10 protein-coding genes are annotated in these 12,413 nt (G+C 59.3%); 5 read left to right on the top strand and 5 right to left on the bottom strand.

Features of this window, described 5'->3' with window-relative positions:
- The first annotated feature begins 19 nt into the window (after positions 1 to 19).
- Complete coding sequence (locus AACY50_RS05045; RefSeq protein WP_260455454.1) at positions 20 to 778, top strand: TenA family transcriptional regulator; 759 nt, start codon at positions 20 to 22, stop codon at positions 776 to 778.
- A 116-nt stretch (positions 779 to 894) separates the two neighbouring features.
- On the opposite strand, the gene AACY50_RS05040 is transcribed toward AACY50_RS05045, so the two are convergent.
- From AACY50_RS05040 to AACY50_RS05020, 5 genes are all read right to left on the bottom strand, one after another.
- The gene (locus AACY50_RS05040; RefSeq protein ID WP_339431140.1) at positions 895 to 1,821 is read right to left on the bottom strand and encodes a GGDEF domain-containing protein; all 927 of its coding nucleotides are present in this window, start codon (positions 1,819 to 1,821) and stop codon (positions 895 to 897) included.
- Between the two features lie 361 nt (positions 1,822 to 2,182).
- Entirely contained in the window at positions 2,183 to 2,923 is a 741-nt protein-coding gene (locus AACY50_RS05035) for a YciK family oxidoreductase (RefSeq protein WP_339431141.1), read from the bottom strand.
- 75 nt (positions 2,924 to 2,998) lie between these two features.
- The gene (gene mupP / locus AACY50_RS05030) at positions 2,999 to 3,670 is read right to left on the bottom strand and encodes an N-acetylmuramic acid 6-phosphate phosphatase MupP (protein WP_339431142.1); all 672 of its coding nucleotides are present in this window, start codon (positions 3,668 to 3,670) and stop codon (positions 2,999 to 3,001) included.
- A 4-nt stretch (positions 3,671 to 3,674) separates the two neighbouring features.
- Positions 3,675 to 4,373: a bifunctional 2-polyprenyl-6-hydroxyphenol methylase/3-demethylubiquinol 3-O-methyltransferase UbiG gene (gene ubiG / locus AACY50_RS05025; RefSeq protein ID WP_339431143.1), complete on the bottom strand. Its 699-nt coding sequence runs from the start codon at positions 4,371 to 4,373 to the stop codon at positions 3,675 to 3,677.
- Between the two features lie 56 nt (positions 4,374 to 4,429).
- Positions 4,430 to 5,764 carry a TRZ/ATZ family hydrolase gene (locus AACY50_RS05020; RefSeq protein WP_339538258.1) on the bottom strand — a complete coding sequence of 445 codons (1,335 nt, stop codon included), beginning with the start codon at positions 5,762 to 5,764 and terminating at the stop codon, positions 4,430 to 4,432.
- 108 nt (positions 5,765 to 5,872) lie between these two features.
- Here AACY50_RS05020 and mtnA point away from each other — a divergent pair, with 108 nt between their 5' ends.
- From mtnA to pheA, 4 genes are all read left to right on the top strand, one after another.
- Positions 5,873 to 6,949, top strand: coding sequence for an S-methyl-5-thioribose-1-phosphate isomerase (gene mtnA, locus AACY50_RS05015; protein ID WP_339431145.1), 1,077 nt, complete (start codon positions 5,873 to 5,875; stop codon positions 6,947 to 6,949).
- A gap of 373 nt (positions 6,950 to 7,322) precedes the next feature.
- Positions 7,323 to 10,112, top strand: coding sequence for a DNA gyrase subunit A (gene gyrA, locus AACY50_RS05010; RefSeq protein WP_221729263.1), 2,790 nt, complete (start codon positions 7,323 to 7,325; stop codon positions 10,110 to 10,112).
- Between the two features lie 110 nt (positions 10,113 to 10,222).
- Positions 10,223 to 11,308 (top strand): 3-phosphoserine/phosphohydroxythreonine transaminase, encoded by a 1,086-nt coding sequence (gene serC, locus AACY50_RS05005; protein ID WP_339431146.1) that lies wholly within the window; start codon positions 10,223 to 10,225, stop codon positions 11,306 to 11,308.
- Positions 11,308 to 12,402, top strand: coding sequence for a prephenate dehydratase (pheA, locus tag AACY50_RS05000; RefSeq protein WP_027620100.1), 1,095 nt, complete (start codon positions 11,308 to 11,310; stop codon positions 12,400 to 12,402). The genes serC and pheA overlap by 1 nt, the downstream gene beginning before the upstream one ends.
- Positions 12,403 to 12,413 lie beyond the last annotated feature (11 nt).

The raw sequence follows: 12,413 nt of genomic DNA, 5'->3' as shown, positions 1-12,413 counted from the left end.
CAACCGAGCCGGACCGCTCATGGAAGCTGCAAGTTATCCAGGCTGGGCACAACAGCTGATTGAGGATTGCAGCGAGAGCAAGCGCCGGGTTGTCGAACATGAGTTGTACCTGCGCATGCGTGATAACAAGCTCAGCGCCAAAACCATGCGCCAGTACCTGATCGGGGGTTGGCCGGTGGTTGAGCAATTCGCTCTTTACATGGCGCAGAACCTGACCAAGACCAAATTCGCCCGTCACCCCGGTGAAGACATGGCGCGGCGCTGGCTGATGCGCAATATCCGCGTCGAGCTGAATCACGCCGATTACTGGGTGCACTGGAGTCGTGCGCACGGTGTGAGCCTGGAAGATCTGCAGGCCCAGCATGTGCCGCCCGAGCTGCACGCCTTGAGTCATTGGTGCTGGCACACCAGTTCGGCGGACTCGCTGATCGTGGCTATCGCGGCCACCAACTATGCAATCGAGGGCGCGACCGGGGAGTGGTCGGCACTGGTTTGTTCTACTGGCGTGTATGCTGCTGCATTCCCGGAGGAAGATCGAAAGCGGGCGATGAAGTGGTTGAAGATGCACGCGCAGTATGACGATGCCCACCCTTGGGAGGCGCTGGAAATCATTTGCACCCTGGCCGGCATGAATCCGAGCAAGGCCCTGCAGGTCGAGTTGCGTCAGGCGATCTGCAAGAGCTACGACTACATGTATCTGTTTTTGGAGCGTTGCATGCAGCTCGAAACATCCGAGCGTTTGTTGGTGCGCGAACGCAGGGCAGTAGTCGAAAGCTGATGTAACTGTGGGCGCGGGCTTGCTCGCGAAAGCGGTGTCGCAGTCTAGCAACTGCTGACTGACACACCCTGTTCGCGAGCAAGCCCGCTCCCACACTGTTTGGTCGTTCGGTAGAACTAACCCGCCATTGCCAATCGATTCCGGCCTTCACGCTTGGCCACATACAACGCACTGTCAGCGCGACGCAGCAGGCTTTCTGCCGATTCACCCGGCAGCAGGGTCGAGCAACCCAGGCTCACCGTCAGCTCGATCAACTGGCCGTCAGCGTAATATTCATTAGCCTGTGCGGCGTAGCGCAAACGCTCACCGACCAGAGCAGCCGCTTCCCGGCTGGTGTTGGACAGCAGGATCAGGAACTCTTCCCCGCCATAACGAAACACCATGTCGACGTTGCGCAATTGACCTTTGATTGAGGCGGCAACGGCTTTGAGTACGTCATCGCCAGCGCTATGCCCGTGACTGTCGTTGACCCGCTTGAAATGGTCGATATCCAGCATCAATACCGACAATGGTTGCAGATGGCGACGTGACATCTCGATTTCGCGTTGCAGGGTCTGGTCCATCGCAATACGGTTGCCGGCACCGGTGAGGGAGTCGCGCAGTGCGCTCTGGGTCGCCGCGCGGTATAACAGGGCGTTGCGCATCGGATACAGCAGCGACGACAGCAGCGATTCAAGATGCCCCTGCTCCTGATCGTTGAAGCGCTGATTACGGCGGAATACCAGTTCACCCATGTGCTCGCCTTCGTGGCTGAGGCTGTAGCTGACCGAGTGATGGCCTCGGGCGCCGAACTCCAGGCGCAGGTCACTGCCTTGATGCGTGTAGCTCAAGGCATCCAGTGGTACAAGGCGCTGAGCCTCGCGAAAGAACAGACCGAGAATGCGTTGCGGTTCAAGACTGGTTTGCAGTTGCAGGCTCAGTTGCTGGCGCAATTGCGCAAGACTGGCGGGCCGCTCCAGAAGAGGCGGCTGCTGACCGAAACCCAGGCGCTGCAATTTGGCACTGTCGAAGTCAATTGCATTGGTCTGGGAAGGTGATTTCATATGGCGTGAGCCCCTAAGCAGTAAGTCTGTCTTACAGGCTGGGTGAGAGCGGCTATGGGCTGCGTGTCGTACTGATCCATCAGTCCCGTAGGACATTTGGTGTAAGTCTAGTCTGCCTGATGACGATTAGTGAGCTATCGAATCAGGTCTTGCCCCATTGCCTTCACACGGCATGCTTTGAGGAAAATTAGAGCGAAAGTCGTGCCATTCAGTTCTGTTTTATTTAAAGCTATACGAATCAATAGCTTGGCTTTTCGGAAGACTAAGGTGTGCTGGATATTTGACTGTATTGTGACGGCCACTAACGGTTAATGCATGCCGTGACGGAAATCCGCCACGGCTACAAATGCGACGTATGGCATTACTGCGCGTTGAATGCCTGACCATTGATGCCGGTGCTGTCCGGGCCCATCAGGTACAGGTAGACCGGCATGATTTCCTCGGGCGTCGGATTGTTCAGCGGATTTTCCCCCGGATAGGCTTGCGCGCGCATGCTGGTGCGAGTGCCGCCCGGGTTGATGCTGTTGGAGCGCACTGGCGCCACGCCGTCGACTTCATCGGCCAGGGTTTGCATCAGGCCTTCGGTGGCGAATTTCGAAACGCCATAGGCCCCCCAATAAGCACGGCCCTTGCGTCCGACGCTGCTCGAAGTGAACACCACCGAAGCATCCTGCGACAGCTTGAGCAGCGGCAGCAATGTGCTGGTCAACATGAACATGGCGTTGACGTTGACCTGCATGACACGCATGAAGTTTTCGCCGGACAACTGCTCGATGGGCGTGCGCGGGCCGATGATCGAGGCGTTATGCAGCAGGCCGTCGAGGTGGCCGAATTCAGCCTCGATCATTGCGGCCAGTTCATCGTACTGATGCGGCAGGGCGGTCTCGAGATTGAACGGAATCACCGCTGGCTGGGGGTGCCCGGCGGCTTCGATTTCGTCGTAGACCTGTGTCAGATGGGCTTCAGTCTTGCCCAGCAGCAAAACGGTTGCGCCATGGGCAGCGTAGGTTTTCGCGGCAGCCGCGCCGATGCCACGACCGGCACCGGTGACCAGAATGACCCGGTCCTTGAGCAATTCGGGACGAGCTGTGTAATCAAACATAAAAAACCTCATCAAGAGTCAGATCATTCCCACGCTCCGCATGGGAAAGCAGCCAATGACGCTCTGCGTCAAGTCTCAGCAACTGCAGAGCGCGCTATCGAGCACCTTGCGCAACTCCAGAGGATGATCCACCACCACATCCGCGCCCCAATGCCGCGGGTTGTCGTCGGGATGGATGTAGCCAAACGTCACCGCGCAAGTCTTGGTGCCAGCGTCGCGCCCGGATTCGATATCGCGCAGATCATCGCCCACAAACAAAACCGTCGACGGATCCAGATCAAGCATCTTGCACGCCAGGATCAGCGGCTCCGGATCCGGCTTGCTGTTTTTGACATGATCCGGGCAGATCAGCAGCGCCGAACGCTCGGCCAGTCCCAACTGCTGCATGATCGGCTCGGCGAAGCGCAGCGGCTTGTTGGTCACCACGCCCCAGATCAAGTTGGCCTTTTCGATATCAGCCAGCAGTTCGGCCATGCCGTCGAACAGCTTGCTGTGCACCGCGCAGCCGACGAGGTAGCGCTCGAGGAATTCCAGGCGCAACTCTTCAAACCCCGGCGATTCCGGGTCCATCGAAAACGTCACCGCAACCATGGCTTTGGCGCCGCCGGAGATCTCGTCGCGAATGTGCTTGTCGTTGATTGGCGGCAAGCCACGATCCGCGCGCATCGCCTGGCAGATGGCGATGAAGTCCGGTGCGGTGTCGAGCAGGGTGCCGTCCATGTCGAAAAGGACTGCTCTGATGACCATCGGCTTATTCCTCGCGCAGGGTCTGGATCATGTAGTTGACGTCAACGTCGTTGGCCAGCTTGTAGTGCTTGGTCAGCGGGTTGTAAGTCAGGCCGATGATGTCCTTGACGGTCAGGCCGGCCATGCGGCTCCAGGCGCCAAGCTCGGACGGGCGGATGAATTTCTTGAAGTCGTGGGTGCCACGCGGCAGCAACTTCATGATGTATTCGGCGCCGATGATGGCGAACAGGTAGGCCTTCGGGTTGCGGTTGATGGTCGAGAAGAACACCTGACCGCCGGGCTTGACCATGCGGAAGCAGGCGCGAATGACCGACGATGGATCCGGCACATGTTCGAGCATTTCCAGGCAGGTGACCACGTCGAACTGCTCGGGCATTTCTTCGGCCAGAGCTTCGGCGGTGATCTGGCGGTAATCGACGCTGACGCCGGATTCCAGTTGATGCAATTGCGCGACCGCCAGAGGCGCTTCGCCCATGTCGATGCCCATTACGGTGGCACCGCGTTGGGCCATGGCTTCGCTGAGGATGCCGCCGCCGCAACCGACGTCGAGCACTTTCTTGCCGGCCAGGTTGACCCGTTCGTCAATCCAGTTGACCCGCAGCGGGTTGATGTCGTGCAGCGGTTTGAATTCGCTTTCACGGTCCCACCAGCGATGGGCCAAGGCTTCGAATTTGGCGATTTCGGCGTGGTCGACGTTGCTCATGTTCCATTCCTCTAAAACTTGAAAAAGGCTGTAGCTGCGCAGGTTATGCGCAGTGTTTACGATTCGGTGTGGCCGCTGATGCGTTGGCCCCAGGCACGGGCGGTGGCGCCCAGTTGTGCCTCATCCAGGCGTGTCAGGCGCCGGTCGTCGAGCAGTTGCTTACCGTCAACCCACAGGTGTTTCACGCAGTCGCGGCCGGTGGCATATATAAGCTGCGAAACCGGGTCATAGACTGGTTGCTGCGCCAGGCCCGACAGGTCGAAGGCGACGATGTCGGCGGCTTTGCCGATTTCCAGCGAGCCGACTTGCGCTTCGATCCCCAGCGCTCGGGCACCATTGAGTGTGGCCATGCGCAGGGCGCGGTGGGCGTCCAGCGCGGTGGCAGAGCCGGCGACGGCCTTGGCCAGCAGCGCGGCAGTGCGGGTTTCACCCAGCAGGTCGAGATCATTGTTGCTCGCCGCACCGTCAGTGCCGACAGCCACATTCACACCCGCCTGCCACAATCGCTCGATCGGGCAAAAACCGCTGGCCAGTTTGAGGTTCGATTCGGGGCAGTGGATCACGCTGGTGTTGCTTTCTACCAGTAACGCCAGATCGTCATCGCTGATCTGGGTCATGTGTACGGCCTGGAAGCGCGGGCCAAGCAGGCCCAGGCGGCCGAGGCGGGCCAGTGGCCGCTCGCCGCGTTGTTCGACAGCTTGCTGCACTTCGAAGGCGGTTTCGTGGACGTGCATGTGGATCGATGCATCCAGTTCCTCGGCAATCACGCGGATCTTCTCGAGGTTCTCGTCGCTGACGGTATAGGGTGCATGGGGGCCGAAGGTGATCTTGATCCGTTCGTGGTGCTTCAGATCACCGAACAACTCGACGCCCTGACGAATGGCTTCATCAGTGTTGCTGGCGCCGGGTATCGGGAAGTCGAGGACAGGAATCGCGATCTGCGCGCGAATGCCGCTTTTGTGCACGCACTCGCTGGCAACTTTCGGGAAGAAATACATGTCCGAGAAACAGGTGATGCCGCCCTTGATCTGTTCGGCGATGGCCAGATCAGTACCGTCTCGGACAAAATCTTCATCGACCCATTTGGCTTCGGCTGGCCAGATGTGATTTTCCAGCCAGGTCATCAGCGGCAAGTCATCGGCCAGACCGCGGAACAGTGTCATTGCGGCGTGGCCGTGAGCATTGATCAGACCGGGGCTGAGCAGCATGTCCGGCAATTCGCGGATTTGTGTGGCGTTACACTTCAATGCTTCGGCGCGCGGGCCGATAAACACGATGCGACCGTCGCGGATGCCCAGACCGTGCTCCTTAAGCACAACGCCTGCAGGTTCGACGGGTACCAGCCAGGTCGGCAGCAATAGTAAGTCGAGCGCAATGGCAGGTTTCGGCATCGAGGGTCGGTTCCAGTGCTTTTGTAAAGGATGGCGAAGTATACCCGAGCGTCTTCGCGGGGGGATCGCTATAATCGGCGGCTTTTGTTCATGAGTGCGGGGTTAGGGATGCGCGATCGACTGTTGGCTGCGGAGAAAGTGAAGGCCATCGATTGGCGAGACGGCGCGCTCCACCTGCTGGATCAGCGTATTTTACCGTTCGAGGAAACCTGGATCGCCTGCACCAGCGCCGCCGGCGTGTCCGAGGCGATTCGCTCAATGGTGGTGCGTGGCGCGCCAGCCATCGGCATCAGTGCCGCCTATGGCATCGTGCTCGCGGCTCGTGCGCGGATTGTCGAGGGTGGCGATTGGCGTGCGGTGCTGGAAGAGGACTTCGCGCTGTTGGCCGGCTCTCGTCCGACCGCGGTCAACCTGTTCTGGGCGCTGGGCCGCATGCGTGATCGGCTTGAGCGCCTGAAAGACAATGCCGATCCGCTGGCGGCACTGGAAGCCGAGGCGATCTCAATTCATGAAAGTGACCGCGAAGCCAACCTGACCATGGCGCAACTGGGTGTCGACCTGATTCGTAAGCATCAGGGCAATGCTCAGGCGATTCTGACCCACTGCAACACTGGCGCGCTGGCGACGGGCGGATTCGGTACAGCGCTGGGTGTCATTCGTGCGGCGTTCCTTGAAGGTATGGTTGAGCGCGTTTACGCCGACGAAACCCGCCCGTGGCTGCAAGGCTCGCGCCTGACGGCCTGGGAGTTGGTCAATGAAGGTATCCCGGTGACCCTTAATGCCGACTCTGCCGCCGCACACATCATGAAAACCAAAGGTGTGACCTGGGTAATCGTCGGTGCTGACCGGATCACCGCCAACGGCGACGTGGCGAACAAGATCGGCACCTATCAACTGGCGGTCAATGCGATGCACCACGGCGTGCGTTTCATGGTCGTGGCGCCGAGTTCGACCATCGACATGAACCTGGCCAGTGGTGATGACATCCCGATTGAGGAACGTGACGGCGCCGAGTTGCTGGAGGTGGGCGGCAAGCGTGTCGGCGCAGATGTCGAGGCGTTCAATCCGGTGTTTGACGTGACGCCGGCGGATCTGATCGACGCGATCGTTACCGAGAAGGGCATCGTCGAGCGTCCGGATACCGCGAAAATGGCCCAGTTGATGTGTCGCAAACGCCTGCATTAACGGGCTGTTGTGCCTCAAAGGGCCCCATCGCTGGCTTGTCAGCGATGGGGCCTTAAAAGTCAATAAACATACGTAAACAAGCCTCCGATTCTGCATTCGAAGAGGCTCTAAGCGTCTCTCGTCCCCCTTTCAGGCGATTACCGGCCAACTAACTATGCTCCATGCGCTTGTGGGGGATAGGTGCGTGGCGGCGATTGTGGTAGCATCCGGCGTTTTCCGAGGCAGTCCCACGGGGTTGTCTTCACTGCGCAAATCCAGGGTCCAACTTGTTGATTTGTCGTAAGTCGGCGCATGGCACTCAGCCTGCATCGACGAGCTTCGTGATCCCTATGGATATGACGAGGTTTCACCAGAAAAAGGAATCAGGCTTCTCATGGGCGAACTGGCCAAAGAAATCCTCCCGGTCAATATCGAAGACGAGCTGAAACAGTCCTACCTCGATTACGCGATGAGCGTGATCGTCGGCCGTGCACTGCCGGATGCGCGCGATGGCTTGAAGCCCGTGCACCGTCGCGTGCTGTTCGCGATGAGCGAGCTGGGCAACGACTTCAACAAGCCGTACAAGAAATCTGCCCGTGTTGTCGGTGACGTGATCGGTAAGTATCACCCGCACGGTGATACAGCGGTCTACGACACCATCGTCCGTATGGCGCAGCCATTCTCGCTGCGTTATCTGCTGGTCGACGGTCAGGGCAACTTCGGTTCGGTGGACGGCGACAACGCCGCGGCCATGCGATACACCGAAGTGCGCATGACCAAGCTGGCGCACGAGCTGCTGGCTGACCTGCACAAGGAAACCGTCGACTGGGTGCCGAACTACGACGGCACCGAAATGATCCCGGCGGTCATGCCGACCCGTATTCCCAACCTGCTGGTCAACGGTTCCAGCGGTATTGCCGTGGGCATGGCGACCAACATCCCGCCGCACAACCTCGGTGAAGTCATCGACGGTTGCCTGGCACTCATCGACAATCCCGAGCTGACTGTCGACGAGCTGATGCAATACATTCCCGGTCCGGACTTCCCGACCGCCGCGATCATCAACGGTCGCGCCGGTATCATCGAAGCCTACCGCACCGGTCGCGGGCGCATTTACATGCGTGCGCGTTCGATCGTTGAAGACATCGACAAGGTCGGTGGCCGTCAGCAGATCGTCATCACCGAACTCCCTTACCAGTTGAACAAGGCGCGTCTGATCGAGAAGATCGCCGAGCTGGTAAAAGAGAAGAAACTCGAAGGCATCACCGAACTGCGCGACGAGTCCGACAAGGACGGTATGCGCGTCGTGATCGAACTGCGTCGCGGCGAAGTGCCAGAGGTGATCCTCAACAACCTCTACGCCCAGACCCAACTGCAATCGGTGTTCGGCATCAACATCGTTGCGCTGATCGACGGCCGTCCGCGGATCCTCAACCTCAAGGATCTGCTGGAAGCCTTCGTTCGTCACCGTCGCGAAGTCGTCACCCGTCGCACCGTGTTCGAACTGCGTAAAGCCCGCGAGCGTGGTCACATCCTTGAAGGTCAGGCCGTTGCCCTGTCGAACATCGACCCGGTGATCGCCCTGATTAAGGCGTCGCCAACGCCGTCGGAAGCCAAGGAAGCGCTGATCAGCACGCCTTGGGAATCCTCGGCGGTGGTGGCGATGGTTGAGCGTGCCGGTGCCGATTCGTGCCGTCCGGAAAACCTTGATCCGCAATACGGTCTGCGCGAGGGCAAGTACTTCCTGTCGCCAGAACAGGCGCAAGCCATTCTGGAACTGCGTCTGCACCGCCTGACCGGCCTGGAACACGAAAAGCTGCTGGCCGAGTATCAAGAGATCCTCAACCAGATCGGCGAGCTGATCCGCATCCTCAACAGTGCCGTGCGCCTGATGGAAGTGATCCGCGAAGAGCTGGAAGTGATCCGTGCCGAATACGGCGATCAGCGTCGCACCGAGATTCTCGATGCACGCCTCGACCTGACTCTGGGCGACATGATCCCGGAAGAAGAGCGCGTTGTGACCATTTCCCACGGTGGCTACGCCAAGACCCAGCCGTTGGCTGCGTACCAGGCTCAGCGTCGTGGCGGTAAAGGCAAATCGGCGACTGGCGTCAAGGATGAGGACTACATTGCTCACCTGCTGGTTGCCAACAGTCACTCCACGCTCTTGCTGTTCTCCAGCAAAGGCAAGGTGTACTGGCTGAAGACTTACGAAATTCCTGAGGCATCGCGTGCCGCGCGGGGTCGTCCGCTGGTCAATCTGCTGCCGCTGGAAGCCGATGAAACCATCACCACGATGCTGCAGATCGACCTCGAAGCCCTGCAAAAACGCGCCGGTGCTGACGATGAAGATGATGCCGACGATGTGATCATCGAAGGCGAAGTGGTTGAAGCTGAAGAAGCTGCCGAACTGGAAGAAATCGACGGCGAAACGGCCGAACTGGTCGCTGAGCCGACTGGCGAATTCATCTTCATGGCCACGGCTTCCGGTACCGTCAAGAAGACGCCGCTGGCACGCTTCGCCCGTCCGCGCTCCAATGGCTTGATCGCCCTGAAGCTGAAGGAAGGTGACACGTTGATCGCGGCTGCCATCACCGATGGCGCGAAAGAAATCATGCTGTTCTCCGACGCTGGCAAGGTGATTCGTTTCGCTGAAGCCGCCGTGCGTGAAATGGGTCGTGGCGCTCGCGGTATCCGCGGCATGCGGATCCTCAAGGATCAGAAGCTGATCTCCATGCTGATTCCTGAGTCGGGCGCGCAGATTCTGACCGCTTCCGAGCGTGGTTTCGGCAAGCGCACCGCGCTGAGCAAATTCCCTCGCCGTGGTCGCGGTGGTCAGGGTGTGATTGCAATGGTCACCAAAGAGCGCAACGGCAAGCTCGTCGGTGCAATCCAGGTTCAGGAAGGCGAGGAAATCATGCTGATTTCCGATCAGGGCACGCTGGTGCGGACCCGCGTTGATGAAGTCTCCAGCCTGGGTCGCAACACCCAAGGGGTGACCCTGATCAAGCTGGCCACCGATGAAACGCTGGTCGGTCTGGAGCGGGTTCAGGAGCCGTCGGAAGTCGAGGGCGAGGAGCTTGAAGGTGAAGAAGGGCTGGTGTCCGGCGCGGAGGTCGTGATCGACGACGCTGTTGAAGATCAGCAACTCGACGCCGCAGCTGACGAAGAACCGCAGGAATAAGCGGGCAAGCGAGGGGGCGGATGAGAATTCGCCCCCTTGTTATTTGTCCGCTATGAAAGTTTCAGAATGACCGAATTATTGTGTATCACCAAGTCAGAGCGAGATTGGATGTGAGCAAGCGAGCCTATAACTTCTGCGCCGGCCCTGCGGCGCTTCCTGAAGCTGTCCTGAAACGCGCTCAAGGTGAGCTCCTTGACTGGCACGGCAAGGGGCTGTCGGTCATGGAAATGAGCCATCGCAGCGATGAGTTCGTGTCCATTGCCAATCAGGCCGAGCAGGATCTGCGTGACCTGCTGAATATTCCTTCGAACTACAAAGTGCTGTTTCTGCAAGGTGGCGCGAGCCAGCAGTTTGCGCAGATTCCCCTGAACCTGCTGCCGGAAAATGGCTCGGCCGACTATATCGACACCGGTATCTGGTCGCAGAAAGCCATCGAAGAAGCCTCGCGCTACGGTCACGTCAACGTCGCCGCTACCGCCAAGCCTTACGATTATTTCGCCATTCCGGGCCAGAACGAGTGGAATCTGTCCAAGGACGCCGCTTACGTTCACTACGCGCCGAACGAAACCATTGGCGGTCTGGAATTCCAGTGGATCCCGGAAACCGGCGACGTGCCGTTGGTGGCCGACATGTCTTCGGACATCCTTTCGCGTCCGGTCGATATTTCGCGTTTCGGCATGATCTACGCCGGTGCGCAGAAGAACATCGGTCCGAGCGGCATCGTGGTCAACATCATCCGCGAAGACTTGCTGGGCAAGGCGCGCTCGCTGTGCCCGACCATGCTCAACTACAAAGTCGCGGCCGATAACGGCTCGATGTACAACACCCCGCCGACTCTGGCCTGGTACTTGTCTGGTCTGGTATTCCAGTGGCTGAAAGAGCAGGGCGGCGTTGAAGCCATCGCCAGGCTGAACGATGTCAAGCAGCGCACGCTGTACGACTTCATCGACGCCAGCGGCCTCTACAGCAACCCGATCAACAAATCGGATCGCTCGTGGATGAACGTGCCATTCCGTCTCGCTGATGATCGTCTGGACAAGCCGTTCCTGGCTGGCGCTGATGAGCGCGGCTTGCTCAACCTCAAGGGCCACCGCTCTGTGGGCGGTATGCGCGCCTCCATCTACAACGCCGTCGACATCACCGCCGTCAATGCGCTGGTGGCCTACATGGCTGAATTCGAGAAGGAACACGGCTGATGTCCGAGCAAGAACTCAAGGCACTGCGCGTTCGCATTGACGCTCTGGACACCAAAGTCCTCGAGCTGATCAGTGAGCGTGCGCGTTGCGCCCAGGAAGTCGCGCGAGTAAAGATGGCCTCGCTGGCCGAAGGCGAAGTGCCGGTGTTCTATCGTCCCGAGCGCGAAGCTCAGGTGCTCAAGCGTGTGATGGAGCGCAATCAAGGGCCGTTGGGCAACGAAGAGATGGCGCGGTTGTTCCGCGAAATCATGTCCTCGTGCCTGGCATTGGAGCAGCCACTGAAAGTGGCCTACCTCGGCCCTGAAGGCACCTTCACCCAAGCGGCGGCCATGAAGCACTTCGGTCACGCGGTGATCAGCAAGCCGATGGCGGCGATTGACGAAGTGTTTCGCGAAGTGGCCGCCGGTGCGGTGAACTTTGGCGTGGTGCCGGTGGAAAACTCCACCGAAGGCGCGGTCAATCACACGCTGGACAGCTTCCTCGAGCACGACATGGTGATCTGTGGCGAAGTCGAGCTGCGCATTCACCATCATCTGCTGGTCGGTGAAAACACCAAGACCGACAGCATCAGCCGCATCTATTCCCACGCGCAGTCGCTGGCCCAGTGCCGCAAGTGGCTGGACGCGCACTACCCGAATGTCGAGCGCGTGGCGGTGTCCAGCAACGCCGAAGCGGCCAAACGGGTTAAAGGTGAATGGAACTCGGCGGCGATTGCCGGTGATATGGCGGCTGGGCTCTATGGTCTGACCCGTCTGGCCGAGAAAATCGAGGATCGTCCGGACAACTCCACGCGCTTCCTGATGATCGGTAACCAGGAAGTGCCGCCGACCGGTGACGACAAGACGTCGATCATAGTGTCCATGAGCAACAAGCCTGGCGCGCTGCACGAGCTGCTGGTGCCGTTCCATGACAACGGCATTGACCTGACGCGCATCGAAACCCGTCCATCGCGCAGCGGCAAATGGACCTATGTGTTCTTTATCGACTTCGTCGGCCACCACCGTGATCCGTTGGTCAAAGGTGTACTGGAAAAGATCAGTCAGGAAGCGGTAGCACTCAAGGTGCTGGGTTCCTACCCGAAAGCAGTTCTCTAAGGGCGGTAGCA

This window comes from Pseudomonas sp. RA_15y_Pfl2_54, from assembly GCF_963971015.1.
Taxonomy (GTDB): domain Bacteria; phylum Pseudomonadota; class Gammaproteobacteria; order Pseudomonadales; family Pseudomonadaceae; genus Aquipseudomonas; species Aquipseudomonas baetica_A.
This window is presented reverse-complemented; position numbering and strand designations above follow the sequence as displayed.

Bases quoted from the DNA above. Each gene is read 5' to 3' on its own strand.
- AACY50_RS05045 (WP_260455454.1), top strand. From the start codon at position 20: ATGGAAGCTGCAAGTTATCCAGGCTGGGCACAACAGCTGATTGAGGAT.
- AACY50_RS05040 (WP_339431140.1), bottom strand. From the start codon at position 1,821: ATGAAATCACCTTCCCAGACCAATGCAATTGACTTCGACAGTGCCAAA.
- AACY50_RS05035 (WP_339431141.1), bottom strand. From the start codon at position 2,923: ATGTTTGATTACACAGCTCGTCCCGAATTGCTCAAGGACCGGGTCATT.
- mupP (WP_339431142.1), bottom strand. From the start codon at position 3,670: ATGGTCATCAGAGCAGTCCTTTTCGACATGGACGGCACCCTGCTCGAC.
- ubiG (WP_339431143.1), bottom strand. From the start codon at position 4,373: ATGAGCAACGTCGACCACGCCGAAATCGCCAAATTCGAAGCCTTGGCC.
- AACY50_RS05020 (WP_339538258.1), bottom strand. From the start codon at position 5,764: ATGCCGAAACCTGCCATTGCGCTCGACTTACTATTGCTGCCGACCTGG.
- mtnA (WP_339431145.1), top strand. From the start codon at position 5,873: ATGCGCGATCGACTGTTGGCTGCGGAGAAAGTGAAGGCCATCGATTGG.
- gyrA (WP_221729263.1), top strand. From the start codon at position 7,323: ATGGGCGAACTGGCCAAAGAAATCCTCCCGGTCAATATCGAAGACGAG.
- pheA (WP_027620100.1), top strand. From the start codon at position 11,308: ATGTCCGAGCAAGAACTCAAGGCACTGCGCGTTCGCATTGACGCTCTG.